The organism is Pseudomonas sp. Z1-29, from assembly GCF_051131995.1.
Classification (GTDB): Bacteria; Pseudomonadota; Gammaproteobacteria; order Pseudomonadales; family Pseudomonadaceae; genus Aquipseudomonas.
Genome location: NZ_CP071645.1, coordinates 2,380,203 through 2,406,106, shown reverse-complemented (window position 1 = coordinate 2,406,106; position 25,904 = coordinate 2,380,203). Strand labels below are relative to the sequence as shown.

At 63.1% G+C, this 25,904-nt stretch carries 25 protein-coding genes, 2 pseudogenes and 1 riboswitch; of the genes and pseudogenes, 15 read left to right on the top strand and 12 right to left on the bottom strand.

The annotated features are described in order from the left end of the window. Positions 1-88: 88 nt before the first annotated feature. Positions 89-952 carry an MBL fold metallo-hydrolase gene (locus tag J3P84_RS11180; protein ID WP_434630169.1) on the top strand — a complete coding sequence of 288 codons (864 nt, stop codon included), beginning with the start codon at positions 89-91 and terminating at the stop codon, positions 950-952. A 182-nt stretch (positions 953-1,134) separates the two neighbouring features. Here the strand turns inward: J3P84_RS11180 and bkdR are convergent, their stop codons facing one another. Then, positions 1,135-1,623, bottom strand: coding sequence for a Bkd operon transcriptional regulator BkdR (gene bkdR / locus J3P84_RS11175; RefSeq protein ID WP_003202929.1), 489 nt, complete (start codon positions 1,621-1,623; stop codon positions 1,135-1,137). Positions 1,624-1,817: 194 nt separating this feature from the next. Here bkdR and J3P84_RS11170 point away from each other — a divergent pair, with 194 nt between their 5' ends. From J3P84_RS11170 to J3P84_RS11150, 5 genes are all read left to right on the top strand, one after another. Continuing rightward, positions 1,818-3,053, top strand: coding sequence for a 3-methyl-2-oxobutanoate dehydrogenase (2-methylpropanoyl-transferring) subunit alpha (locus J3P84_RS11170; RefSeq protein ID WP_305500323.1), 1,236 nt, complete (start codon positions 1,818-1,820; stop codon positions 3,051-3,053). A 1-nt stretch (position 3,054) separates the two neighbouring features. Further along, positions 3,055-4,113, top strand: coding sequence for an alpha-ketoacid dehydrogenase subunit beta (locus tag J3P84_RS11165; protein WP_305500321.1), 1,059 nt, complete (start codon positions 3,055-3,057; stop codon positions 4,111-4,113). After that, positions 4,114-5,394, top strand: coding sequence for a dihydrolipoamide acetyltransferase family protein (locus tag J3P84_RS11160; RefSeq protein ID WP_434630167.1), 1,281 nt, complete (start codon positions 4,114-4,116; stop codon positions 5,392-5,394). An 18-nt stretch (positions 5,395-5,412) separates the two neighbouring features. After that, the gene (lpdA, locus tag J3P84_RS11155) at positions 5,413-6,795 is read left to right on the top strand and encodes a dihydrolipoyl dehydrogenase (RefSeq protein ID WP_434630165.1); all 1,383 of its coding nucleotides are present in this window, start codon (positions 5,413-5,415) and stop codon (positions 6,793-6,795) included. Between the two features lie 265 nt (positions 6,796-7,060). Further along, positions 7,061-8,080, top strand: coding sequence for a branched-chain amino acid aminotransferase (locus J3P84_RS11150; protein WP_305500317.1), 1,020 nt, complete (start codon positions 7,061-7,063; stop codon positions 8,078-8,080). Between the two features lie 322 nt (positions 8,081-8,402). Here the strand turns inward: J3P84_RS11150 and J3P84_RS11145 are convergent, their stop codons facing one another. Further along, positions 8,403-9,158: an ArsR/SmtB family transcription factor gene (locus tag J3P84_RS11145; RefSeq protein ID WP_434630162.1), complete on the bottom strand. Its 756-nt coding sequence runs from the start codon at positions 9,156-9,158 to the stop codon at positions 8,403-8,405. 82 nt (positions 9,159-9,240) lie between these two features. Here J3P84_RS11145 and J3P84_RS11140 point away from each other — a divergent pair, with 82 nt between their 5' ends. Further along, positions 9,241-10,359: a cytochrome P450 gene (locus J3P84_RS11140; RefSeq protein ID WP_434630160.1), complete on the top strand. Its 1,119-nt coding sequence runs from the start codon at positions 9,241-9,243 to the stop codon at positions 10,357-10,359. A gap of 15 nt (positions 10,360-10,374) precedes the next feature. Here the strand turns inward: J3P84_RS11140 and J3P84_RS11135 are convergent, their stop codons facing one another. Continuing rightward, positions 10,375-10,716, bottom strand: coding sequence for an FKBP-type peptidyl-prolyl cis-trans isomerase (locus J3P84_RS11135; protein WP_238961844.1), 342 nt, complete (start codon positions 10,714-10,716; stop codon positions 10,375-10,377). Positions 10,717-10,857: 141 nt separating this feature from the next. Between J3P84_RS11135 and J3P84_RS11130 the strand changes: the two genes are divergently transcribed. After that, positions 10,858-11,922, top strand: a complete 1,065-nt coding sequence (locus J3P84_RS11130) for a M4 family metallopeptidase (RefSeq protein ID WP_434630158.1) — start codon at positions 10,858-10,860, stop codon at positions 11,920-11,922. Continuing rightward, complete coding sequence (locus tag J3P84_RS11125; protein ID WP_305500309.1) at positions 11,919-12,242, top strand: protealysin inhibitor emfourin; 324 nt, start codon at positions 11,919-11,921, stop codon at positions 12,240-12,242. The genes J3P84_RS11130 and J3P84_RS11125 overlap by 4 nt, the downstream gene beginning before the upstream one ends. A 4-nt stretch (positions 12,243-12,246) precedes the next feature. On the opposite strand, the gene J3P84_RS11120 is transcribed toward J3P84_RS11125, so the two are convergent. Next, positions 12,247-12,555 carry an RcnB family protein gene (locus J3P84_RS11120; protein WP_434573428.1) on the bottom strand — a complete coding sequence of 103 codons (309 nt, stop codon included), beginning with the start codon at positions 12,553-12,555 and terminating at the stop codon, positions 12,247-12,249. Positions 12,556-12,720: 165 nt separating this feature from the next. On the opposite strand from J3P84_RS11120, the gene J3P84_RS11115 reads away from it, so the two are divergent. Continuing rightward, positions 12,721-13,821: a DNA alkylation repair protein gene (locus J3P84_RS11115; protein WP_434630155.1), complete on the top strand. Its 1,101-nt coding sequence runs from the start codon at positions 12,721-12,723 to the stop codon at positions 13,819-13,821. Between the two features lie 10 nt (positions 13,822-13,831). On the opposite strand, the gene J3P84_RS11110 is transcribed toward J3P84_RS11115, so the two are convergent. Then, positions 13,832-15,910, bottom strand: a complete 2,079-nt coding sequence (locus tag J3P84_RS11110; RefSeq protein ID WP_434630153.1) for a putative bifunctional diguanylate cyclase/phosphodiesterase — start codon at positions 15,908-15,910, stop codon at positions 13,832-13,834. A 296-nt stretch (positions 15,911-16,206) separates the two neighbouring features. Between J3P84_RS11110 and J3P84_RS11105 the strand changes: the two genes are divergently transcribed. Continuing rightward, a complete protein-coding gene (locus J3P84_RS11105; protein ID WP_305500305.1) occupies positions 16,207-16,848 on the top strand; it encodes a DUF1345 domain-containing protein in 642 nt (213 codons plus the stop codon). A gap of 53 nt (positions 16,849-16,901) precedes the next feature. On the opposite strand, the gene J3P84_RS11100 is transcribed toward J3P84_RS11105, so the two are convergent. The 5 genes and pseudogenes from J3P84_RS11100 to J3P84_RS11080 all read right to left on the bottom strand — a co-directional run. Next, a complete protein-coding gene (locus J3P84_RS11100) occupies positions 16,902-18,203 on the bottom strand; it encodes an ATP-binding protein (protein ID WP_434630151.1) in 1,302 nt (433 codons plus the stop codon). A gap of 3 nt (positions 18,204-18,206) precedes the next feature. Next, entirely contained in the window at positions 18,207-18,908 is a 702-nt protein-coding gene (locus J3P84_RS11095; protein WP_305500301.1) for a response regulator transcription factor, read from the bottom strand. Positions 18,909-19,125: 217 nt separating this feature from the next. Further along, the gene (locus J3P84_RS11090; protein WP_434630148.1) at positions 19,126-20,310 is read right to left on the bottom strand and encodes a pyridoxal phosphate-dependent aminotransferase; all 1,185 of its coding nucleotides are present in this window, start codon (positions 20,308-20,310) and stop codon (positions 19,126-19,128) included. A 41-nt stretch (positions 20,311-20,351) separates the two neighbouring features. After that, positions 20,352-20,951 (bottom strand): annotated as a pseudogene (locus J3P84_RS11085) (methyl-accepting chemotaxis protein); the annotation flags it as partial. Positions 20,952-21,254: 303 nt separating this feature from the next. After that, positions 21,255-21,977, bottom strand: a pseudogene (locus tag J3P84_RS11080) (MCP four helix bundle domain-containing protein); the annotation flags it as partial. A 178-nt stretch (positions 21,978-22,155) separates the two neighbouring features. Further along, positions 22,156-22,376: riboswitch (cobalamin riboswitch) on the top strand. A gap of 97 nt (positions 22,377-22,473) precedes the next feature. Between J3P84_RS11080 and J3P84_RS11075 the strand changes: the two are divergent. The 4 genes from J3P84_RS11075 (at position 22,474) to cobM (ending at position 24,584) form a co-directional block, all read left to right on the top strand. Beyond that, positions 22,474-22,662 carry a CbtB domain-containing protein gene (locus tag J3P84_RS11075; protein ID WP_420764493.1) on the top strand — a complete coding sequence of 63 codons (189 nt, stop codon included), beginning with the start codon at positions 22,474-22,476 and terminating at the stop codon, positions 22,660-22,662. An 11-nt stretch (positions 22,663-22,673) separates the two neighbouring features. Continuing rightward, entirely contained in the window at positions 22,674-23,369 is a 696-nt protein-coding gene (locus tag J3P84_RS11070; RefSeq protein WP_434630146.1) for a CbtA family protein, read from the top strand. After that, entirely contained in the window at positions 23,366-23,770 is a 405-nt protein-coding gene (locus J3P84_RS11065; protein ID WP_434630144.1) for a cobalamin biosynthesis protein, read from the top strand. The genes J3P84_RS11070 and J3P84_RS11065 overlap by 4 nt, the downstream gene beginning before the upstream one ends. A 67-nt stretch (positions 23,771-23,837) precedes the next feature. Continuing rightward, a complete protein-coding gene (cobM, locus tag J3P84_RS11060; RefSeq protein WP_434630142.1) occupies positions 23,838-24,584 on the top strand; it encodes a precorrin-4 C(11)-methyltransferase in 747 nt (248 codons plus the stop codon). A 432-nt stretch (positions 24,585-25,016) separates the two neighbouring features. Here the strand turns inward: cobM and nfuA are convergent, their stop codons facing one another. Both nfuA and J3P84_RS11050 read right to left on the bottom strand, forming a co-directional pair. Continuing rightward, positions 25,017-25,601: a Fe-S biogenesis protein NfuA gene (gene nfuA / locus J3P84_RS11055; RefSeq protein WP_003182850.1), complete on the bottom strand. Its 585-nt coding sequence runs from the start codon at positions 25,599-25,601 to the stop codon at positions 25,017-25,019. Between the two features lie 37 nt (positions 25,602-25,638). After that, positions 25,639-25,887, bottom strand: a complete 249-nt coding sequence (locus tag J3P84_RS11050; protein WP_434630141.1) for a hypothetical protein — start codon at positions 25,885-25,887, stop codon at positions 25,639-25,641. Positions 25,888-25,904 lie beyond the last annotated feature (17 nt).

Sequence of the window (25,904 nt, the reverse complement as noted above, 5' to 3'; positions counted from 1 at the left end):
CATAGATTGGTCTATGACGAGGGAGCTTGCTCCCGCTGGGCCGCGTAGCAGCCCCTTTCATGAGTTCTTCCCGCACAGGTTCGTTGTCATGCCCGCGCAGATCCAAAGCTTCCTCGACCCCGCTTCAAAGACCTATACCTACGTCGTGTATGAACACGCTGGCGGGTCCTGTGCGGTGGTCGACCCGGTGCTCGACTACGACCCGGCGTCAGGCCGCAGCGGCACGGAGCAGGCCGATCGGGTGATCGCTTTCGTGGCTGAACACCAGTTGACGGTGCAATGGCTGCTGGAAACCCACGCCCATGCCGATCACTTGTCCGCCGCTCCTTACCTGAGGGGAAAACTGGGCGGCAAGATCGCTATCGGCGAATCCATCCATCAGGTACAGAGTGTCTTCAAGACGCTGTTCAATCTCGAAGCGCAATTTGCCGTGGATGGTTCACAGTTCGATCACCTGTTCGCGGCCGACGAATCTTTTTTTATCGGCAACCTCAAGGCCACCGCGCTGCACGTTCCCGGCCACACCCCGGCGGACATGGCCTACCTGATCGATGGCGATGTGATCCTGGTGGGTGACACGCTGTTCATGCCTGATGTGGGCACTGCCCGCTGCGACTTCCCTGGCGGCAATGCCTGTCAACTCTACGCTTCGATCCGCAAGCTGCTGGCCTTTCCTGCCGGCGTTCGACTCTACGTTTGCCACGATTACCCGCCGGAGGGCCGCGAGCCCCAGTGCATGAGCACCGTGGGCGAGCAGCGCCAGCACAACATCCATGTTCGCGACGGCATCGACGAGACCGCATTCGTGGCCATGCGCACCCAGCGCGACAAGACCCTGGGCATGCCGACGCTGCTGTTGCCGGCGATCCAGGTGAATGTGCGGGCGGGCCACCTGCCGCCGGCGGAGGGGAATGGCGTGACCTATCTGAAGATTCCGATCAATCAGCTCTAAGATCACCCCATACCCAATGTGGGAGCGAGCTTGCTCCGGGCGGCGATCCGACGAAGGCGGTGGGTCAGCTTGCATTGATGTCGGATGTAATGGCCTCATCGCGAGCAAGCTCGCTCCCACAGGGATCGGCGGCGGTCATATTGCCCGGTCACACCATAAATCCAATGTAGGGGCGCAGCCTTTCAGGTGCCCAAGGTCAAGCCATTGGCTGGCAGCGGCAACGCGGTCTTGTAGCGCACCTGCTTGAGGGCGAAGCTTGAGCGGATGTTTGCCACCCCGGGGACTTTGGTCAGGAAATCCATCATGAACCGCTCCAGCGACTGGATGGTCGGCACCAGCACACGGATCAGGTAATCCGGGTCGCCCGCCATCAGGTAGCACTCCATCACTTCCGGCCGGTCGGAGATCGCCTCTTCGAAATGCTGCAGCGCCTCTTCCACCTGTTTCTCCAGGCTGACATGGATAAACACGTTGACGTGCAGGCCCAGCAGGTCGGCATCCAGCAGGGTGACCTGCTCGCGAATCACTCCCAGCTCCTCCATCGCCCGGACCCGATTGAAGCACGGCGTCGGCGACAGGTTGACCGAACGGGCAAGGTCGGCATTGGTGATGCGGGCGTTTTCCTGAAGGCTGTTGAGAATGCCGATGTCGGTGCGATCCAATTTGCGCATGAGACAAAATTTCCTGTTTCTTATCGTTGTGCAGATTTTTTATCTGCAAATCATCTAAACAGCAAGCCAACAGAGAAAAAAATTCTTCTACGTCGAGCCTATGATTGTTGTAGGACAATTTCCCACCTACCCAGGGAAATTCGTCAGCTAGCGCGCCCACTACAAGAAATTCACAAGATCGAGCGTAGAAAGCCATGAACCCAGCGTACGAACCGCTACGCCTGCACGTCCCCGAACCTTCGGGCCGTCCCGGCTGCAAGACCGACTTCTCCTACCTGCATCTGACCGATGCCGGCACGGTGCGCAAACCTCCCATCGACGTCGAACCCGCCGACACCGCCGACCTGGCGCGCAGCCTGATCCGCGTGCTCGACGACCAAGGCAACGCCTTGGGCGAGTGGGCCGAGAATGTCCCTGTCGAGATTCTGCGCAAGGGCATGCGCGCCATGCTCAAGACACGCATCTACGACAACCGCATGGTCGTCGCCCAGCGCCAGAAAAAAATGTCGTTCTACATGCAGAGCCTTGGCGAGGAAGCCATCGGCAGCGCCCAGGCCCTGGCCCTGAACATCGACGACATGTGCTTCCCGACCTACCGCCAGCAAAGCATCCTCATGGCCCGCGACGTGCCGCTGGTGGACCTGATCTGCCAACTGTTGTCCAACGAGCGCGATCCGCTCAAGGGCCGGCAGTTGCCGATCATGTATTCGGTCAAGGACGCCGGTTTCTTCACCATTTCCGGCAACCTCGCCACCCAGTTCATCCAGGGCGTGGGCTGGGGCATGGCCTCGGCGATCAAGGGCGACACCAAGATCGCCTCGGCCTGGATCGGCGACGGCGCCACCGCCGAATCGGACTTCCACACCGCCCTTACCTTCGCCCACGTCTACCGCGCCCCGGTGATCCTCAACGTGGTCAACAACCAGTGGGCGATTTCCACTTTCCAGGCGATTGCCGGCGGTGAAGCGACTACTTTCGCCGGACGCGGCGTCGGCTGCGGCATCGCCTCGCTGCGGGTCGATGGCAACGATTTCATCGCCGTCTACGCCGCGTCGCGCTGGGCCGCCGAACGGGCTCGCCGCAACCTCGGTCCGGCCCTGATCGAATGGGTCACCTACCGCGCCGGCCCGCACTCCACATCTGACGATCCTTCGAAATACCGCCCCGCCGATGACTGGAGCCACTTCCCGTTGGGCGACCCGATTGCGCGCCTCAAGCAGCACCTGGTGAAGATCGGCCAGTGGTCCGAAGAGGAACACGCCGCCGTCACCGCCGAACTCGAAGCCGAGGTGATCGCCGCGCAGAAAGAAGCCGAGCAGTACGGCACCCTCGCCGGCGGGCAGATTCCGAGCGCCGCGACCATGTTCGAGGACGTCTACAAAGAGATGCCGGAGCACTTGAAGCGCCAGCGTCAGCAGTTGGGGATCTGACATGAACGATCACAACAACAATATTGCGTTGGACACCGCCATGACCACTACCACCATGACCATGATCCAGGCGCTGCGCTCGGCCATGGACGTGATGCTCGAGCGCGACGACAACGTCGTGGTGTTCGGCCAGGACGTCGGTTATTTCGGCGGCGTGTTCCGCTGCACCGAAGGCCTGCAGAACAAGTACGGCACCTCGCGGGTATTCGACGCGCCGATTTCCGAAAGCGGCATCGTCGGCGTGGCCGTGGGCATGGGCGCCTATGGGCTGCGGCCGGTGGCCGAGATCCAGTTCGCCGACTACGTCTACCCGGCGTCGGACCAGATCATTTCCGAAGCCGCGCGCCTGCGCTATCGCTCGGCCGGCGAGTTCACCGCACCGATGACCCTGCGCATGCCCTGCGGCGGCGGCATCTATGGCGGCCAGACCCACAGTCAGAGCATCGAGGCGATGTTTACCCAGGTCTGCGGGCTGCGCACCGTCATGCCGTCCAACCCCTACGACGCCAAGGGCTTGCTGATCGCCTCCATCGAAAACGATGACCCGGTGATCTTCCTTGAACCCAAGCGCCTGTATAACGGCCCGTTCGACGGTCACCATGACCGCCCGGTAACGCCGTGGTCCAAACACCCGCAGGCGCAAGTGCCCGACGGCTACTACACCGTGCCGCTGGACGTCGCCGCCATCACCCGTCCGGGCAAGGACGTGACGGTGCTCACCTACGGCACCACGGTCTACGTCTCCCAGGTAGCAGCCGAAGAAACCGGGATCGACGCCGAAGTCATCGACCTGCGCAGCCTGTGGCCGCTGGACCTGGACACCATCGTCAAATCCGTGAAGAAGACCGGCCGTTGCGTGGTGGTCCACGAAGCCACCCGCACCTGCGGTTTCGGCGCCGAGCTGGTGTCGCTGGTGCAAGAACATTGCTTCCACCATCTGGAAGCGCCCATCGAGCGTGTCACCGGTTGGGACACCCCCTACCCGCACGCGCAGGAGTGGGCGTATTTCCCTGGGCCGTCCCGTGTGGGCGCGGCGTTGAAACGGGTCATGGAGGTCTGAATGGGCACGCACGTTATCAAGATGCCGGACATCGGCGAAGGCATCGCGGAAGTTGAATTGTCGGTGTGGCACGTCAAGGTTGGCGACATGGTGGTCGAGGACCAGGTGTTGGCCGATGTCATGACTGACAAGGCGATGGTGGATATTCCTTCGCCGGTGCATGGCCGGGTCATTGCCCTCGGTGGTGAGCCGGGTGAGGTCATGGCAGTGGGCAGCGAGCTGATCCGCATTGAAGTGGAAGGCGCCGGCAACCTGAAGGAATCGGCGCAATCGGCGGCACCGGTGGCCAAGCCTGAGCCCGTCGCGAAGCCTGAACAGGCTTCCAGACCCGAGCCTGTGACGGAAAAACCCGTCGCCGCGCCTCGCCCGGCCCAAGCGGAACAGGCGCCGGTGGCCCGCGATCCCGACGAGCGCCCGCTAGCCTCGCCGGCCGTGCGCAAACACGCGCTGGACCTGGGTATCCAGCTGCGTCTGGTCCAGGGCAGCGGCCCCGCCGGGCGGATTCTGCACGAAGACCTGGAGGCTTATCTGGCCCAGGGCCCGTCGTCCCAGGCCAAGGGCGGTTCGGGTTATGCCGAACGTCACGACGAGCAGCAGATCCCGGTGATCGGCATGCGCCGCAAGATCGCCCAGCGCATGCAGGAAGCCACCCAGCGCGCCGCCCATTTCAGCTACGTCGAGGAAATCGACGTCACCGCCCTGGAAGAACTGCGTGTTCATCTGAATGAGAAACACGGTGCCAGTCGTGGCAAGTTGACGTTGCTGCCGTTCCTCGTGCGCGCCCTGGTCGTGGCGCTGCGGGATTTCCCGCAAATGAACGCCCGTTACGATGATGAAGCCCAGGTCATTCACCGCTCCGGCGCCGTGCATGTCGGCGTCGCCACTCAGAGCGACGTCGGCCTGATGGTGCCGGTGGTGCGCCACGCCGAGGCCCGCAGCCTGTGGGACAGCGCGGCGGAAATCTCGCGCCTGGCGACAGCGGCCCGCAACGGCAAGGCCAGTCGCGACGAACTGTCCGGTTCGACCATCACCCTGACCAGCCTCGGCGCGTTGGGCGGCATCGTCAGCACGCCGGTGCTGAACCTGCCTGAAGTAGCGATCGTCGGCGTCAACAAAATCGTCGAGCGGCCCGTGGTGGTCAAGGGCCAGATCGTGATCCGCAAGATGATGAACCTTTCCAGCTCCTTCGATCACCGAGTGGTCGACGGCATGGATGCGGCGCAATTCATCCAGGCCCTGCGTGGCCTGCTCGAACAACCCGCCACTTTGTTTGTGGACTAATCATCAATGGAGCAGGCCATGCAGACTCTGAACACCAAGCTGCTGATCATCGGCGGCGGTCCTGGCGGTTACGTGGCGGCGATCCGCGCCGGCCAACTGGGCATTGAAACGATCCTGGTGGAAGGCCAGGCGTTGGGCGGGACTTGCCTGAACATCGGCTGCATTCCGTCCAAGGCGTTGATCCATGTCGCCGAGCAGTTCCACCAGACCCGCCATCACAGCCAGGGATCGGCCTTGGGCATCACCGTGGCGGCGCCGAGCCTGGACATCGGCAAGAGTGTGGAATGGAAGGATGGCATCGTCGATCGCCTGACCACCGGCGTCGCGGCGTTGCTGAAAAAGCACAAGGTCCAGGTCGTTCACGGCTGGGCCAAGGTGATCGATGGCAAGACCGTTGAAGTTGGTGACACCCGCATCCAGTGCGAACACTTGCTGCTCGCAACCGGCTCGAAAAGTGTCGAGCTGCCGATGCTGCCGATTGGCGGGCCGGTCATCTCGTCGACCGAAGCCCTCGCCCCCACCTCGGTGCCCAAGCATCTGGTGGTGGTCGGCGGCGGCTACATCGGGCTGGAACTGGGCACCGCCTATCGCAAGCTCGGCGCCGAAGTGAGCGTGGTCGAGGCCCAGGAGCGGATCCTGCCGGCCTACGACGGCGAGCTGACGCAACCGGTGCACGAGGCGCTCAAGCAACTGGGCGTAAAGCTGTACCTCAAGCACAGCGTCGAAGGCTTCGATGCCCAGGCCAGCACCTTGCAAGTGCGCGATCCCAACGGCGACACGCTGAACCTGGAGACCGACCGCGTGCTGGTGGCGGTCGGACGCAAGCCCAACACCCAGGGCTGGAACCTCGAAGCGCTGGACCTGGCGATGAATGGCTCGGCGCTGAAAATCGATAACCGGTGCCAGACCAGCATGCGCAATGTCTGGGCCATCGGTGACCTGAGCGGCGAACCGATGCTCGCTCACCGGGCCATGGCCCAGGGCGAAATGGTCGCCGAGCTGATTGCTGGCGAGCATCGGGAATTCAACCCGATGGCCATCGCGGCAGTGTGCTTCACCGATCCGGAGGTGGTCGTGGTCGGCAAGACGCCGGACGAGGCCAAGGCCGCCGAAGTCGATTGCATCGTGTCGAGCTTCCCGTTCGCCGCCAATGGCCGGGCCATGACCCTGGAATCGAAAAGCGGCTTTGTCCGGGTCGTGGCGCGCCGGGACAATCATCTGATTATCGGTTGGCAAGCGGTCGGTGTCGGCGTGTCGGAGCTGTCCACGGCGTTTGGCCAATCCCTGGAGATGGGCGCGCGGCTGGAAGACATCGCCGGCACCATCCACGCCCACCCGACGCTGGGCGAGGCCGTGCAGGAAGCGGCGTTGCGGGCGTTGGGGCATGCGTTGCATCTCTAGACGTGTAGCGCATCTGTAGGCATGAGTTTCACCTGTGGCGAGGGAGCTTGCTCCCGCTGGGCTGCGAAGCGGCCCCGTTTTTGCGACTGCTGCGCAGTCGAGCGGGAGCAAGCTCCCTCGCCACAGATGTGAAACGCCAGGAAAATATGCCTGCCCCTTATCGAGCGGGCTGCGAAACACCCCCGGAATGAAGTATTGTTGTCCCCATTAAAAAACGTCAGAAGCCTTGAACCGTTTCGACGGTTGTCAGGAAATAGAGGGTGTCATGGGTAACGAGAGCATCAATTGGGACAAACTGGGCTTTGACTACATCAAGACCGACAAGCGCTATCTGTCGCACTGGCGCGACGGCGCCTGGGATGCGGGCACCCTGACCGACGACAATGTGCTGCACATCAGCGAGGGCTCCACTGCCCTGCACTACGGCCAGCAATGCTTCGAAGGCCTGAAGGCCTATCGTTGCAAGGACGGTTCGATCAACCTGTTCCGCCCGGACCAGAACGCCGCCCGCATGCAACGCAGCTGCGCCCGCCTGCTGATGCCACATGTCGACACCGAGCAGTTCGTCGAAGCCTGCAAGCAAGTGGTCCGCGCCAACGAGCGCTTCATCCCGCCGTATGGCACCGGCGGTGCGCTGTACCTGCGCCCGTTCGTGATCGGCGTGGGTGACAACATCGGCGTGCGCACCGCGCCCGAGTTTATCTTCTCGATCTTCTGCATCCCGGTCGGCGCTTATTTCAAGGGCGGCCTGACCCCGCACAACTTCCTGATCTCCAGCTTCGACCGCGCGGCCCCGCAAGGCACCGGCGCGGCCAAGGTCGGTGGCAACTACGCCGCCAGCCTGATGCCCGGCTCGCAGGCCAAGAAGGCCAGTTTCGCCGACTGCATCTACCTGGACCCGCTGACCCATTCGAAAATCGAGGAAGTCGGCTCGGCCAACTTCTTCGGCATCACCCACGACAACAAATTCATCACCCCCAACTCCCCTTCGGTATTGCCGGGCATCACCCGCCTGTCGCTGATCGAACTGGCCAAATCGCGCCTGGGCCTGGAAGTGATCGAAGGCGACGTGTTCATCGACAAGCTGTCGGAGTTCAAGGAAGCCGGCGCCTGCGGTACCGCAGCCGTGATCACGCCGATCGGTGGTATCAGCTACAAGGACAAGCTGCATGTGTTCCACAGCGAAACCGAAGTCGGCCCGATCACCCAGAAGCTCTACAAAGAGCTGACCGGCGTACAGACCGGCGACGTGGAAGCACCCGCGGGCTGGATCGTCAAAGTCTGACCCGGTAGCAAAGGCTCGCTCCCACGGGATTGCCGATGTCCAGAAATCCTGGATTCACCTCAAATCCACTGTGGGAGCGAGCCTGCTCGCGAAAGCGGTGGGTCAGCTTGCAGATATGTTGAATGTGCAGGCCCCTTCGCGAGCAAGCTCGCTCCCACAAGGATTGCCGGTGTCCAGAAACCCTGGATTCACCTCAGGTCCACTGTGGGAGCGAGCCTGCTCGCGAAAGCGGTGGGTCAGCTTGCAGATATGATGGATGTGAAGGCCCCTTCGCGAGCAGGCTCGCTCCCACAGGGATTGCCGGTGTCCAGAAATCCTGGATTCACCTCAAATCCACTGTGGGAGCGAGCTTGCTCGCGATGGCGCCTGTGGGTACGACATCGACTTCTGCATTGACCCCGAACCGCCCCGCCATTTCCCTGCGTCCGCAGGCCGTCAATGTCAGGGCCCGGCTGTCCAGGTCCTGCCGTACCCACTTGCGCTTGATCGCCAGTTGCAGCAACGCCGCGCCCAAGGCACCGCCCAGATGCGGTCGGCGCATGCTCCAGTCCAGGCACGGGCAGGCGAACCGGCGTCGTTGAATCATCAGCGTAGAAACGTCCATGCCCAGCCCTTCAAACAGCGCTTCGCCGGATTCACTGAGCCGATAGCCCTGCCCTTCCACCTCCACCAGCCACCCGGCTTCCAGCAAGCGATCATGCAACCGCACCGCCAGCGTACCGGCCATATGGTCGTAGCAAGTGCGGGCGAACTGCAGGCGATCCGGCGTGCGCGGCGTGAAGGTCGGCCTGGCGCCCTGGCCAATCATCATCAACGCCTCCAGAGCCTCGGCTACGCGCTGGTCGGCGAGGCTGTAGTAACGATGGCGCCCCTGGACGTGCAAACGCACCAAGGCGAGATCCTTGAGCTTCGCCAAGTGCGCACTCGCGGTGGAAGCGCTGACCTCGGCAATCGCCGCCAACTCCGTGCTGGTGCGAGCGTGGCCGTCCATCAGCGCGCAGAGCATTCGGGTACGGGCCGGTTCGGCAATCGCTGCGGCCACCTGGGACACGCCCATGTCATGGTGTTCTGCGTTCATATTTCGCTCCCGGACGAATCAAGCCATGCATCGACTGGAGATAGTAGCAACACTTTCTCCACCACGAACGAGGCTGCGCTTCATGGACCCGATCACTGCCGCGACTCACGCTGATCCCTACCCTTACTACGCCAGCCTGCGAGCCAACGGAGGATTCGGTTTCGACGCGCATCTGAAACTCCGGGTCGCCAGCAGCGCCGAGGCGGTGTGCGCGGTACTGCATCATCCCGATTGCCATGTGCGCCCTGCTGACGAGCCGGTGCCCAAGGCAATTGCCCATGGCCCCGCCGGCCAAGTGTTCGCACACCTGATGCGCATGAACGAAGGCGAACGGCAGCGCTGTCCGAGGGCGGCGATTGCGCCGCGGTTGCAGGACATCGATCCGCGCCAGGTCGAGGCATTGGTCAGGGCACGCTTGCTCAGGGAGGGCGCCGCAGGTCTGCACCAGGCGCAGTTCGTCGGACCGGCCAGCGTGGTGGCGGCATTGCTGGGTTTCAACCCGGCGGAGAGCCGCCTGATCAGCGAATTGACCGCAGACTTCGTCGCCTGCCTGTCACCCCTGAGCCAGGTGAAGCAGCTTGAAGCCGCGCACCGGGCCAGCGGGCAACTGATGAGCCTTTTCCAGGAGCGGATCGAGGCACAGGACGCTCTGTTGCTGAGCCTAATGTGCCAGGGTTTTGAAGGCGCCGCCCCGGACAGCCGGATCGCCAACCTGATCGGCCTGCTCTCGCAAACCTACGAAGCCACGGCGGGCTTGATCGGCAATGGACTATTGGCGTTAGCTCGCGACCCCGCTTTACATCACCAAGTTCGGGACGATCCCAAACAGATCGGCGCGTTGCTGGCTGAAGTGCAGCGCTTCGACCCGGCGGTGCAGAACACTCGACGCTTCATCGCCATGCCCTGCGAAATCCTTGGCACTGCGCTAGAACCGGGAGATGTGGTACTGGTCCTGCTGGCTTCAGCCAACCGCGACCCGCAGCTCAACCCGCAACCGGACGCCTTGCTGCTGGCTCGCGCCAACCGCCGCAGTTTCAGCTTTGGCAGCGCCCGCCATGAATGCCCTGGCCAAGACTTGGCCATGAATATCGCTCGGGCCACCGTGGAAACAATCCTTGAGCGCAATCCACGCCTGGATCGGTTGAGCTGGTGCTATCGCCCCTCGGTCAACGGGCGCATCCCGCTGTTCAGCAATCGGTGATGAAAAAAGGCGCCATCAATCGTCGCGGGTCAGCACTTCCAGCAGCTCGATTTCGAAAACCAGGTTGCTGTTGGGCTTGATGTGAGCGCCCATGGAGCGTTCGCCATAGGCCAGATGGGCCGGCACCAGCAGCTTGCGCTTGCCGCCGACTTTCATCCCCATCAGGCCGATGTCCCAGCCCTTGATCACGCGACCGGTGCCGATCACGCATTGAAAGGGCTTGCCACGACTGTAGGACGAATCGAACTCGGTGCCGTCCTCGAGAGTGCCGCGATATTGAGTGGTAATCAGCGCGCCTTTGACTACGCTTTTGCCGTCGCCCTGTTCCAGGTCGATGATTTGCAGCTCTTCATTCATGGCGTTATTCCCGTGTGATCCAGGCGCGGGGTTTTCGCAGAAATCCGCGCGACAGGCAACCTTTTGCGGCAAAGGGGAACCGCAACGGCCACTTCGGTTCACATGGGTATCGACCCTGCATTTTCAGATAAGGACTTTCTGATGATCGACTCTCGCCCGCTCCACGGTTTCATTCCGCCTTATATCCTCAATCGCATCATTGCCCATGGCTCAGAACAGCAACGTTCCAGCGCCCTCGGCACCCTGACCCACGTCAAGAATCTGCGCCACAACCCTGGCCCGCCGAGCAACCCACCCGCCACGGCGAAACTGCCCAGACCCGGCAAGGCCGGTCATCCACAGCGCAGCGTGCACGACGCGCAGAACACCATGGAGTTGCCCGGCCAGCCGGTACGCCTGGAAGGCCAGGCGGCCAGCGGCGACCCGGCGGTGGACGAAGCGTATGACGCCCTCGGCGCCACCTATGAGTTTTTCTGGAAAGTGCTCGGGCGCGATTCCATCGATAACAAGGGTTTTGCATTGGTCGGCAGCGTGCATTACGGCCAAGGTTATGAGAATGCCTTCTGGAACGGCGCGCAGATGGTGTTCGGTGACGGTGATGGCGAGATCTTCCAGCGTTTCACCCGCTCCCTGGACGTGGTGGCCCATGAACTGGCCCATGGCGTCACCGAAAGCGAAGCCGGCCTGATCTATGCCAACCAGTCCGGGGCGTTGAACGAGTCGATCTCCGACGTGTTCGGCGTTTTGGTCAAGCAATTCGTATTGGGCCAGACCGCCGACCAGGCCGACTGGCTGATCGGCGCCGACCTGCTCACCGACAGGATCAACGGCGACGGCCTGCGCAGCATGTCCAACCCTGGCACCGCCTACGATGACCCGCTGCTGGGCAAGGACCCGCAACCCGGGCATATGCGCGAATTCGTCATCACCCGTGAAGACAACGGCGGCGTGCACATCAATTCCGGCATTCCCAACCGGGCCTTTTATCTGGTGGCAACAACCCTGGGCGGATTTGCCTGGGAAAAGGCCGGGCGAATCTGGTATGACACCTTGTGCGACAGACAACTGGCCAACGACGCCTCCTTCAGTGCGTTCGCCCGCCTGACCGTCGAGCATGCCCGCCAGCGTTTCGGTGAGCAGGAAGTGCAAGCGGTGCAGGATGGCTGGGCGCAGGTGGGCGTCGACCTGAACGAGGAGAACGGATGAAAACCCTTCCAGACCTTGACGATAAAGCCGTGGTCAAGCTGTCACGCCAAGGTGGCGTGGCGGCCATCCATGCCCTGACCCGCCCCCGGGAAATAGAATTCGCCCAGTGCGATATCAACCAGCGCTCACGTATCTGCTCGGTGCTGGAGGGCTGCCTGCCGCTCACGTCCTCCACGCCGGGTCGGGGCGACCAAAGGTATTTCCAGATCGAGGTGCGTTATCGGGCGAACGATCAGGATGACGAGATGGTGCTGCAGGTGCCCGAGGACCGGGCACCTGGCGAGCTGGTCCACTTGTGGGACAAGGGCGAAGTGCTTTGAGGGTCTAGCGTGTGGCGGGAACGATCTTGACGATGGCGCCGGACACGGTTTCGATCAGCAGGTACTTGTCGTCGATCTGCACCCATTGCTGCTCGTCGGTCGGCTGCTCGAGTTTCTTCTGCTTCCAGTCCTTCATGGCCCTGTCCGCGCGCTGATAGTCTGCCGGTACCCGGTCATTTTCCACCAGCCGGCGGCCATTGCTCGGCGAATGCTCAAGGGCGTCTCCGGTTTTCTCGACCGCTTGCGCAACGGGCCCAAAGGCTCCGAGGCCGGCGATCAGGACCAGACTGGCGATCAAGGTTGGTTTACGCATAAAAAACTCCAGTTATTCAAGGTACTGAATCTGGGACTGCACTGGCGGCGAATCATTCCTTTTTCCATGAACCGCGTCCCCGTGCCGAGGAGCTTGCTCCCTCGGCACGGGTCTGGCATGGCATAGTGGCGAGCCTTGGCCCAACACCCGCCGGACGGACCCAACATGAGCACCACCACCTCTTCCCCCGCCCTCAAGGAAATCTTCAACGCCGCGCGCCTTGAACACATCGCCAGCGAAATGCGCGCGGTGTACCCGGCCTTCGATGCCAAGGCGTTCTTGAACCTGGCCAACGACGGATTGGCCGAATTGTCGGTCATGCAGCGCATGGCTCGGGTCAGCGAGTGCCTGCATGAGGTCCTGCCGCTGAGTTACGAAGCCTCGCTGGAGGTGCTGCGGGCCGTGGCCCCGCGTGTGAACAGCATGTTCGTCAGCCTGTTCCTGCCGCACTATGTCGCCTCCTACGGTCGGCACACCTTCGAGCTGTCGATGGACGCGCTCAAGTATTTCACCCGGTTTGGCTCCGCTGAGTTTGCCGTGCGGCATTTTTTGCGTGACGACCTGACGCGCACCCTCGGGGTCATGCATGACTGGGCGCTGGACGCCAACGAGCACGTCCGCCGCCTGGCCAGCGAAGGCAGCCGGCCGCGCTTGCCTTGGTCGTTTCACCTGGAGCCGATCCAGGCCAACCCGGAACTCGCCGCCGGAATCCTTGATGCGCTCAAGGCCGACGACAGCCTGTACGTGCGCAAATCCGTCGCCAATCACCTGAACGACGTGACCAAGCAGCATCCCGATTGGGTCCTGGAGCGGATCGAAGGCTGGCCATTGCACGATCGCCATAGCGCATGGATTGCCCGACACGCGCTGCGTAGCCTGATCAAGCAAGGCAATCTGCGGGCGCTGGCGGTTATCGGCGCGGGCGCCAGGGCGCAGGTGGAAGTTTCCGAGCTGCAAGTGACGCCAGCGGTGATTCGCCTGGGCGAGCCCATCACCTTGTCGTTCAAGGTGCGGTCCACGTCCGGACAAGGCCAGCGCCTGGTGATCGATTACGCGATCGACTACGTGAAAGCGTCCGGCGGCACGTCAGCCAAAGTGTTCAAGCTGAAGACCTTCGACCTGCCCGCCCTGGCTTCTGCCAGCCTCAGCCGTTCCCAGCAGATTCGCGAGCTGACCACCCGCCGGCACTACGCGGGCCGGCATGCGGTCCATCTGCTGATCAATGGCGAACGGCTGGGCAGTACCGCGTTCGAGATCGTTCCCTGAGTAAATCGCCTCAGGCCATTTCGACGCGTCGCGCCTGGCGGATGTTCTTCAGGAAGTGTTCGGCCGGCTGCGGGTGCCCGAGCAGATACCCCTGCAGCGAATCGCAGCCCAACTGGGTGAGGAAGTCCTGTTGCACATCGGTCTCCACGCCTTCGGCAACGATCCGCAGGCCCAAGGCCTGGCCGAGGGCGACGATGGCCGAGACGATGGCCGCGTCGTCACTGTCGTGCTCAAGGTCTCGCACGAAACCACGGTCGATCTTCAGCTCGTTGGCCGGCAGGCGCTTGAGGTACATCAGGCTCGAATAACCGGTGCCGAAGTCGTCGATGGACAGGTCCACGCCCATGTCCGAGAGCTGTTGCAGTACCGTCATGCTCGCGTCCGCGTCGCTCATGGCAGTGGTCTCGGTGATTTCCAGGGTCAGGCTGTTGGCCGGCAGGTGGTGCGTCTCCAATGCCTTGGCCACGCTCTGCACCAGGCCCGTATGGCAGAACTGCAACGCTGACAGGTTCACCGCGATACGCCAATCGGTGTAGCCCAACACGTACCATTCGCGCATCTGCCGGCAGGCTTCGTTCAGCACCCATTCGCCGATCGGGATGATCAACCCGGTCTTTTCCGCCAGGTCGATGAAAGTGTCGGGCATCAGCAGGCCCTGGGTCGGATGGTTCCAGCGCAGCAGTGCTTCGGCGCCCACCGGGCGGCCTTTCGCTGCGTCGAACTTGGGCTGGTAATAAAGGCTGAACTGGCGCTGTTCGACCGCGATGCGCAAATCCTGCAGCAGTTGCAGTTGCCGGCGGGCGTTGCTGTTCATCGAGGCGTCGAAAAAGCTGTAGCCATTCTTGCCGGCACCCTTGGCGTGGTACATCGCCGCGTCGGCATTCATCAGCAATTCATCGGCGCTCTGGCCATTGCCAGGGTACAGCGCGATGCCGACGCTGGCGGAAATCTGCAGGTCATGGTCGGCGACCCGGAACGTGCGACCGATCAGCCCGACCTGACGCGCGGCCAGGCGCAAGGCGTCGTCCGGCTCGGCCAGTTGCACCAGCAGGACAAACTCGTCACCACCGATCCGCGCCAGGGTGTCCTGGCTGCGCAGGTCTTCACGCAGACGCAGCGCGACGTCCCGCAGCAACAAGTCACCCATGTGGTGGCCAAAGGCATCGTTGACCGGTTTGAAGCCGTCCAGATCGATGAACATCAGGGCGAAACAACCGCCCTGCTCTTGCACCCGGTGCATCGCCTGGCCGATGCGATCCGCCAGCAAGACCCGGTTGGGCAGGCCGGTCAGGGGGTCGTGCAGGGCCAGTTGGGTCAGTTCGCGATTGGCCTGGGTCAAGGACCTGGCCAGTTCCGCGGTACGGGCTTCCAGGCGCGCATCGAGGATCGAAGTCAGCAAGGCAATCGCCAGCACCGCCAAGGTGGTGATCAGCACCAGGTTATCCAGGCCCTTACCGCTCAAACCGTCCAGGGAACCGCAGAAACTGCCTTCGCTGAACTGCGCCGCGGCCATGCCGGTGTAATGCATGCCGACGATGGCAGCGCCCATCACCACGGCGGCACCGGCGCGAGCGAGACGTACATGAGGGGTGTTCTGGCGCAGGTGAAAGGCGATCCATAACGCCGCCGCGCACGCCACCACGGCTATTACCAACGAGGCGCCGAACAGCGTCGGGTCATAATCGATGCCCGGCTGCATCCGCAGGGCCGCCATACCGGTGTAATGCATGGCGCTGATGCCAGTGCCCATCACCAGCGCGCCGAACACCAGCTGCCAGGTCCGCAGTTGTGGCTGGCTGACCAGCCAGAGGGCAAAGCCGCTGGAAAGGATGGCGATCAGCAGCGACAACGCAGTAATTGCCACATCGTAGCCAAGCTCCACCGGCAAGCTGAACGCGAGCATGCCGATGAAATGCATGGACCAGATGCCCACCCCCATCGCCAAGGCACCACCCGCCATCCAGAAATGCACGGCCCGACCCTGGGCAGTGGTTATGCGTCCGGTCAGGTCCAGCGCGGTATAGGACGCCAGGATCGCGACAAACAGGGAAATCGAAACAAGGGCGGGGGAATAGCTGCCGATGAGCATGGATTTTTCTCGTGGCCAAAAGGCCGAACTGCTTCCATGCCTGGTTGAAAAGTCGGCGATTGTACACAATTGGTACGGCGGTGCACGAACCAAGCATCAAAAAGCCATCACCGGTGGAATATTTGCGACGAAAGACACCTCGCCATCGCGATCAAGCTCGTCCATACACAAATCCATGTGGGAGCGAGCCTGCTCGCGAAGGCGGTAGTCGCCGCAAATGAAGAACCCGAGCCTGAACTGCTTCGGCTAAGATCTGATTCATACTCCCCGGCATTCCCACGCCACAGTGAGCTCCCATGCCCCGCCTCACCCGCACTCACCCGCGTCTTTCCTGCGCCACGGTCATCGGCCTGGCGGCGGGCCTGCTGATCCCCGCAGATTCGATCATCGGCAAGGTCCTGATCGGCTGGAACGTCGGGGTCTGGACCTACCTGGCGCTGATGTTCTGGCTGACGGTGCGAGCCAAGGCACCTGACGTCAAGCGCATCGCCGAAATCGAAGACGAGAACGCCGGGCTGGTCCTGCTGATGGTCTGCATCGCGGCCTTGGCGAGCCTGGCGACCATCACCTTCGAACTGGCCGGCAGCCGCGACCTGCAAACCGCAGGCAAGCTGCTGCATTACGGTTTCACGGCATTGACCGTGATCGGTTCATGGCTACTGATCGGGGTGATTTTCAGCGTGCACTACGCGCGCCTTTATTACACCTGGTCCGGCAAGGAGCCCGCCCTGCGTTTTGCCGAGGGCCTGACCACGCCGAACTACTGGGATTTTTTGTACTTCTCTTTCACCATCGGCGTGGCGGTGCAGACTTCGGACGTGGGTGTTGCGACGCGGCAGCTGCGCAAGATCGTGTTGGCGCAGTCGTTGATCGGGTTTGTATTCAACACGGCGATCCTGGGGTTTTCGATCAATATTGCGGCGGGGTTGTTTGGCTGAAGGGGGGCCACTTTGTGGCCCAGCGGGAGCAAGCTCCCTCGCCACCGGAGGTATCAGCAGGTTGGGGGTAGCCAGAGCCGGAAGCGTGCCCCGCCCAGCGGCGAGGCTTCGACCGTCAGGGTGCCGCCCTGGGCTTGCAGGGCGCGGCGGCTGATCGCCAGGCCGAGGCCGAAGCCGCCCGTGGCGCGATCACGGCTGCGGTCCAGCCGGTAGAACGGCTCGAATACCCGCTCACGCTCGCTGTCAGGAATGCCGATGCCGTCATCGTCGACCCAGATTTCGCAGCCTTGCTCGCTGACCAGCACCCCCACCTGGATGCGTTTTTCGCAATAGCGCATCGCATTGCGCAGCAGGTTCTGCAAGGCCCGGGCGGTGAGGCGCGGGTCGAGCTCGAAACGCTCCAGCGCCCCGTGCAGCAAAACGTCGATCACCACCTCCGGCGCCGCCAGGTCTTCATCGAGGCTGCCGAGGATGCTGTCGATGAACTCGTCCAGCGGCACTTCGACCCGCTCCGGCAGGCGCTCGGGGTTCTGCAGACGGCTATAGGACAACAGCTCCAGCACCAACTCATCCAACTCGCGAATGTGCGCCACCAACCCTTGCAGACGCTCGCGGCTGGGCGCCGGCAGATCCTCGGACAAGGCCAGTGCCAAGCCGAAGTCAAGCCGGGTCAAAGGCGTGCGCAGTTCATGGGATACGGCATTGAGCAGGTCGCGCTGCTGATTGAGCAGGTTCTCGATATCGCCCGCCATGGTGTCGAAAACATGGGCCAGGCTGCCGATGTTGGAGCGCGGCGCGATGTGCGTGCGCTCACCCAGGTGGCCCTTGCCGAAACGCTCGGCGGTGCGTTTGAGCCGCTCCAGGTCGCGCCAGTGCGGCCGCAGCCAGAGCAGCAGACAGCCGAGCATCGTCGCGCCGATCAGCACGTTGATGCTCCAGTACAGCCAGCTGACATCCGCCGGATCCGGGGGAACGATCATCTTCACCGCGGTGCGCCCATCCAGCGGCGCGGCCGCCAGGGTTCGCCAACCCCAGTCGCCGATGCGCACCACATTCTCACCGCGTTGCAGACGCGCCTGCTCGGCGGTGGTGAAATCCGCATCATCGGTGGCGGCGAGCTCGATGCGCAGCGGCTCGAACTCCTTGTCCATCTGCGCTGCCAGCGCCGGCCATTGCGCGCTGGGTACGGCGCGAAACTGCTTGGCCATCAAGGTTTGCAGGCCACGGGAATAGTCGAGGTTGTAAGTCTGGAAGCGCTCATGGAACAGGCGGATCACCAGTTCCGGCATCAGGTAGATCGCCGCGCTGTAGGAGACGATGGTCACCAGATACAGACGAATCAGCAGTTTCCACATCGATCAGCATTCCCACTCGGAACGGCTGAACAGGTAACCCTTGCCCCACACGGTCTTGATCTTGCGCGCCTCGCCGGCGTTGTCGTCGAATTTGCGCCGCAATTTGGAAATGGCCACGTCCACCGAGCGATCGGTGCCGTTGAATTCGATGCCGCGCAAGCGCTGCAAGATCTGGTCGCGGCTGAGCACCTCGCCGGAATGCCGGGCCAGCACCACCAGCAGGTTGTACTCGCCGCTGGACAGCTCCACCGGCTGCCCGCGCCAGGTGACGGTGCGCTCGGACAGATCGATGCACAGGTTGCCCATGACAATACGGTCGTTGACCGTTTGCGGTTCAGTGAGGCTGCTGCGCCGCAGCAGCGTGCGTACCCGCGCCAGCAATACCCGCGGCTCGCAGGGCTTGGTGACGTAGTCATCGGCGCCCATTTCCAGGCCCAGCACCTGGTCGTGGCTGTCATCCCGAGCGGTGAGCATCAGGATCGGCAGGGTCGCCGAATCGGCGCGCAGCAGGCGGCAGACCTGCAAGCCATCCAGGCCCGGCAGCATCAGGTCGAGGATCACCAGGTCCGGCGGATTGGCCCGTGCCCGCTCACGGACGTGATCGCCACGGTTGAGGACGCTGACCTGATAGCCGTTGCGCTCCAGGTAGCTGGAGATCAGTTCGCAAAGGGCGGCGTCGTCTTCGACGAGGAGGATGTTGGGCATGGGGTGGTCCAGAAAATACGGTGGCGCCTGGGCGGGACTCATCGCGAGCAGGCTCGCTCCCACAGGGGTTTCGGTACGCAGCAAAAACCGTGTGGGAGCGAGCTTGCTCGCGATGGCGGTCCCACAGGCGCAAGAAATCTCAAGCCACCAAGGATATACGCCGGCGCCCGTGGTCGAGCAAAACCCTTACACAATTTCACACAGCTTCTACAAAACTTCACCAATCGACCTGCAGCAAGGCCGCCGCACACTCGACGATCCGCCGACACGCATCCGCCAATTGCACTTGGTCGACCACCAGGCCGATCCGGATATGCCCTGCCGCGCTCGGCCCGAACGCCTCGCCCGCCAGCACCGACACGCCATAGCCGTCCAGCAGGCGCTCGGCAAATGCCTGGGCGGCGAGACCCGTCTGGCGCACGTCGACCATCACGAACATCCCGCCATCAGGCCGTACCGGCCTGAGGCCCGCACGCCCCTCCAGCGCCGCGCACACCAGGTCACGGCGCTGGCGATATTCCTCGCGCATCCGCGCCACTTCAGGCAGATCCCGCTCAAGGGCAACCTGGGCGGCGCGCTGGACGAAGTCCGGCAGGCCGAACAGCATGCACAGCGACAGGTTGGCCAGATGCCCGGCAAGGGACTCGGGGCCGATGGCCCAGCCGATGCGCCAGCCCGTCATGGCGTGGGATTTGGACAGGCTGTTGAGGGTGGCGGTGCGCTCGGCCATGCCCGGCAGGCTGGCCGGGCTGATATGTTCGCCGTCGTAGAGCAAGTCGCTGTAGACCTCATCGCTGATCAGCCACAGGTCATGCTCGATGCACAGTTGCGCCAACGCTTGCCAGGTGGCCAGCGGCAGGCTGGCGCCGGAGGGATTGTTGGGGCTGTTGAGCAGCATCGCGCGGGTACGCGGCGTGATCAGCCGGGCCACGTCGGCAGGCTCTACCCGAAAAGCGTTTTCCGGACGTACCGCCACCGGGACCACTTTCGCCCCGCAGGCGCCAAAGACCGCTTCGTAGGTGACGTACATCGGTTCGGCGACAATCACCTCGTCGCCGGGGTCGAGCAGGCACTGCGCGACCGCGAAGACCGCACACTGGGCGCCGGGCAGCACCGTAACGTGCCCGGCGCCCACCGGTTGGCCGCAACGTTGCTGGTGGCGCCGGGCGATGCTGGCGCGCAACGCATGCAGGCCACGGGTATCCGAATAATGCGTGTCCCCCGCCCGCAGGCTGGCGACGGCGGCCTCGACAATGGCCGGTGGCGTGTCGAAATCCGGATCGCCCACTGACAGCAACAGCACCTCCCTGCCCTGTTCGCGCATGGCCAGCGCCCGGTCATGGATCTGCCAGGCGGCGGCGCCGTCGCCGGTGATGCGTTGGGTCAAGGCTGAAAAGCGCATGCATTGCTCCTGTTAGCGCGATATCCAGCTTCAACCCTATCTCAAATAACGAAGCGCGCCACCGTCGCATTCAAACCCACCGCCAGCCGCGACAGTTCGTGAGTGGCGTCGCTGGTCTGTTGCGCGCCGCTGGCCGATTGGGTCGCCAGATCACGGATGTTCATCAGGTTGCGGTCCACTTCGCGGGAGACCTGGGCCTGTTCTTCGGACGCGCTGGCAATGACCAGGTTGCGCTCGTTGATCTGGTGGATCGACTGGGTGATCTGTTCCAGCGCCACGCCGGCGCCACGGGCCAGTTCCAGGGTGCTTTGGGTGCGCTGGTTGCTTTGCTGCATCGACTGCACGGCCTGGCCGGTGCCGTTCTGGATGCCGGCGACCATTTTTTCGATTTCCTGGGTCGATTGCGCGGTGCGATGAGCCAAGGCGCGGACTTCATCGGCCACCACCGCGAAACCACGTCCGGCCTCCCCGGCCCTGGCGGCTTCGATGGCCGCGTTGAGGGCCAGCAGGTTGGTCTGTTCGGCGATGGCGCGGATCACGTCCAGCACCTTGCCGATGTCGCGGCCCTGGACTGCCAGGCCCTCGATCATCGCGGCGGTGGCTTGCACGTCGTGGGTCATGGTCTGGATCGCATCGACGGTCTCCACCACTCGCGTGCGCCCTTCCCGGGCCGCCTGGGTGGACTGGTTCGAGGCTTCGGAAGTGGACACCGCGTTGCGGGCAACCTCCTCGACCGCGGCGGTCATCTCATTGACGGCGGTGGCCGCCTGTTCGATTTCGCTGTGCTGCCGTTGCAAGCCACGGGAAGACTCCTGGGTGACGGCACTCAACTCTTCAGCGGCGGCGCCCAGCTGGGTGGCGGAACCGGCAATCTGCTCGATGGTCTGGCGCAGACTGCCCTGCATGGCGCCCAAGGCCTGGAGCAATCGCGCAGGTTCGTCCTTGCCGTCGTCGACGATGACGGTGACCAGATTGCCGCTGGCAATGGTCCGGGCTGCTTCGAGCGCTCGATTCAGCGGCGTGACAATGCTGCGGGTCAGGAGCAAGGCCAGCAACACGGTCGCCAGCGCGGCGATGACCGAGACGACGATGATGCCGGTGATGGCGCTGCTGTAGTAGCCGTCAGCCTTGGCCGATGCTTCGCCGGCGCTGGTCACGTTGAACTCGATGAGTTTGTTGAGCTGTTCGCCCATCAGGTCGGTGCCTTCCTTGATCCGCGTATTGATATGGGCGCGCAGTTGATCAAGCTTGTCCTGACGCGACAGCTGGAGCATTTCCTGCTGGGCCTCGAGATACTTTGCAAGCGTCGCGGAAAAAGTCTTGTACAGCTCGGCCTCTTGCGGGGTGGCCGGCAGCGCCGCATAGCTGTTATTGGCCTTGTGCAGTTTTTCCACCAGCACACCGATGCGCCCGTCGGCCTCGTTCAGGCTGGCCGGGTCACGGTTCACCAGTATGCGAAACGAGAGGATGCGCATGCGCAAGACGCTTTCCATCACACTGGCCAGATGGCTGACGCTGGGCACCTGGGTCTGCTCCATGTCCACCGAAGCCTGGCGGATGACCGACATGCGATTGGCGGCGAACACGCCGAGGACGACGACAAGCAGTGCGATGACAGTGAAGCCGAGAAAGGCTCTGGGGGCGATATTCAAGCTGCGTAGGGACATGGGAAGACCTCGGATGGTGGTCGAGCGTCCATGCCGCCGGCGTATTGTTTGGGATAATTGTGGGTACGCCTGCCTCGTTATCGGCCCGACTTGAGGCTTTTGCAGGGGGAGATGGAAAATATTCCGTGATGTCAGCGGCGCGAAGCCGCGATTGACGCCCCGGCCTCGCCCATGGTCTCCTGTCGGCCTAGTTACGGGTGCCCTTCACAGGGTGAAACGGGAAACCGGTGAATCGTGTGCTTTACTCCAAGGCCACGTCAGTCCGGTGCTGCCCCCGCAACGGTAAGCGAGCGAAGCGTCGAATCCACTGTGCCTTGGCATGGGAAGGTGACGCTTGCAGGCAAGGCTTCGGCCCAGCCCCTCGCGAGCCCGGAGACCGGCCCATGACTCAAGCTCAACAAACCCGCGGTGGGCGGGCGCTGTTCGAATTCTGGCGAGCCCTCGCCCGGATTTTCATTGCGCTCGCTTCCCCGCCGACAAACCCGAGGGAAGCGCCATGTCGACCATCAGCAGCACCGCCCGTACCACCAGCAGCACTGTCACCCTGAGCCAGCGCCTGAGCGCGGCGGTCCTCGCCTCGATCCTCGGTGCGGGCCTGGTCTACTTCGCCGGTTTCTCCCACATCGAAGCGGTGCACAACGCGGCCCACGACACCCGGCATAGCGCCGCGTTCCCGTGCCACTGAGACCTGACGACATGATCAAGCGTATCGCTCGGACTGCCGGTTTCAGTGGGCTGCTGGCCGCCCTGCTGTTGACTCTTCTACAAAGCCTGTGGGTCTCGCCGTTGATTCAGCAAGCCGAAACCTACGAAAAGGCCCCGGCCAGCGAAGTCCATGAGCATGTTTCGGGCGCTGCCCACAGCCATGACGACGAAGCCTGGGAGCCGCAAGACGGCTGGCAACGCCTGCTCGCCACCACGGGCGGCAACCTGGTGGTCGCGGTGGGTTTCGCCCTGATGCTGGCGGGCCTGTACACCTTGCGCGAGCCGACGCGTACGTCCCAGGGCTTGCTTTGGGGACTGGCCGGTTACGCCACCTTCGTCCTCGCGCCAACGCTTGGCCTGCCACCGGAACTGCCTGGCACGGCGGCGGCTGAGCTGGCCCAGCGGCAGATGTGGTGGATTGGCACGGCGGCGTCCACGGCGGTAGGCATAGCCCTGATTGCCTTCGGCCGGCAGTGGCTGCTGAAGCTGCTGGGTGTCGCGACCTTGGTCGTTCCTCATGTCATCGGCGCGCCGCAGCCTGAAGTCCATTCGATGCTGGCTCCCGAGGCGCTGGAAAGCCAGTTCAAGATCGCCGCGCAACTGACCAATGTCGCGTTCTGGCTCTCCCTGGGCCTGATCAGCGCCTGGCTGTTTCGCCGTGGCGCCCAGGCTCGCCACGACGCATGAGTAGCGGGCCGCTCCTGGTGGTCGGCCTGGGCTGCCAACGCGGTTGCCCGGCCAGTGCGTTGCGGGCATTGCTTGAGCAGACGCTATTGGCCCACGGCATTGCGCTTGGTGACGTACAGGCCTTGGCCAGTATCGATCTCAAGCACGACGAACCGGGCCTGCTGGAGCTGGCCGAGCAATTGGCGCTGCCACTGACCTGCTTCACTGCCGAGCAGTTGGCGGGTTATCAAACGCAGCTCAGCCAGCGTTCCCGGATCGCCTTCGAGCGTACGGGCTGCCACGGCGTCGCCGAAAGCGCCGCCCTTGCCCTGGCCGATCAACTGGGCGATTCGCCCGCGAGACTGCTGATTACCCGCCAGAAAAGTGCGCAAGCCACCCTGGCATTGGCGGCAGCTTCGTAACCCTCGATAATCGCCGCCGGAATCATGAGCGCTGCTCATGCAAGGCCCTTTTCTACAGGAACCGGTCATGACCGTTTACTTCATCGGTGCCGGCCCCGGCGACCCGGAACTGATCACCGTGAAAGGCCAGCGCCTGATCCGCCGTTGCCCGGTGATCATCTACGCCGGCTCCCTGGTGCCGGCGGCCGTGCTCGAAGGCCACAGCGCCGAACAGGTGGTCAACAGCGCAGAGCTGCACCTGGAACAGATCGTCGAACTGATCAGGATCGCGCATTTGAACGGCCAGGACGTGGCCCGGGTGCACTCCGGCGATCCAAGTCTGTATGGCGCCATCGGCGAGCAGATCCGCTGCCTCCGGGAGCTGGACATCCCTTTCGAAATCGTTCCGGGCGTCACCGCCACCTCAGCCTGCGCGGCCCTGCTCGGCGCCGAGCTGACGCTACCGGACGTGTCCCAGAGTGTGATCCTGACCCGTTACGCGGACAAGACCGCGATGCCCGCCGGGGAAGAACTTGCCAGCCTGGCGCGGCATGGCGCAACCATGGCAATTCACCTGGGCGTCAATCACCTGGAAAAAATAGTCGCTGAACTGCTGCCCCACTACGGCGCGGATTGTCCGATCGCGGTGATTCACCGGGCCACGTGGCCGGATCAGGATTGGGTGGTGGGTACGCTGGAGGATATCGCCGGGAAGGTCCAAGCCAAGGGCTTTCGACGTACGGCGCTGATACTGGTGGGGCGCGTGTTGGGCAATGATGTGTTCAGCGAATCATCGCTGTATCGCGCCGGCCATGCGCATCTGTACAGGCCCTGACTCGTCGATATGGCTCAACTGGAATCCCTTGTGGGAGCGAGCCTGCTCGCGAAAGCGGCGGATCAGCCGGCAACGATGTCGAATGTGCCGGCCCCTTCGCGAGCAGGCCCGCTCCCACACGACTGGTGGTGCCCGCCGGAATCGTGACCCTGACCCGGATCCTGTGGGAGCGAGCTTGCTCGCGATGACCATGGGACGTTCAACATCAACGCAAGCTGACCCACCGCTATCGCGAGCAAGCTCGCTCCCACAGGGATCGGCGGCGCCTCTAAGATGGCATGCTGGTCGCAGAAGCTTTTGTGGCGAGGGGATTTATCCCCGCTGGGCTGCGCAGCAGCCCCATATTCCAAGGGGGCGCTACGCGCCCCAACGGGGATAAATCCCCTCACCACAGATAAGTCCCCTCACCACACATAAATCCCGGCGCCACAATCAGTAGTAGGCGTTTTCTTTCTGCGTGTGGTCGGTCACGTCGCGCACGCCCTTGAGTTCCGGGATGCGCTCGAGCAAGGTGCGCTCGATGCCTTCCTTCAAGGTCACGTCAGCCTGGCCGCAGCCCTGGCAACCGCCGCCGAACTGGAGCACGGCGATGCCGTCTTCCACCACGTCGATCAGCGACACCTGGCCGCCGTGGCTGGCCAGCCCCGGGTTGATCTCGGTTTGCAGGTAATAGTTGATGCGCTCGTTGACCGGGCTGTCGGCGTTGACCATCGGTACCTTGGCGTTCGGCGCCTTGATGGTCAGCTGGCCGCCCATGCGGTCGGTGGCGTAGTCGACCACCGCATCGTCCAGGAAAGCTTCGCTGAACGAGTCGATGTACGCGGTGAAGCTCTTGAGCCCCAGCGCGGTATCTTCGGGTTTTTCTTCTCCCGGCTTGCAGTAGGCAATGCACGTCTCTGCGTACTGGGTGCCGGGCTGGGTGATGAAGATGCGGATCCCGATACCCGGGGTGTTCTGCTTGGACAGCAGGTCGGCCAGGTAATCGTGGGCGGCATCGGTAATGGTAATGGCGGTCATGGAAACTCCTCGCAGGCTTGCCGGCAGTTTACGCCAATCATCGCGCCGGACAAAGTCCCAGTATTTTTGTCAGGAAAGCAGCCGACCGCGCAAGGGCGCGAAGCAGCAACTGCCGGGCGAGGTCGCGCTTGATCCGCGCCATCTTCGCTGCGCTCAAGCCATAGGTGATGTGGGTCTTGTGCACGATCCCCCCTGCACCGGCCAGAGCCGGTAATAGATCGGGCCGGTACCGCTTGCAAACATGAGCTAGATTCATGCAAAAGCCCTCCATGATCAAATCCTGCACAGGTTTGCTATCATTCC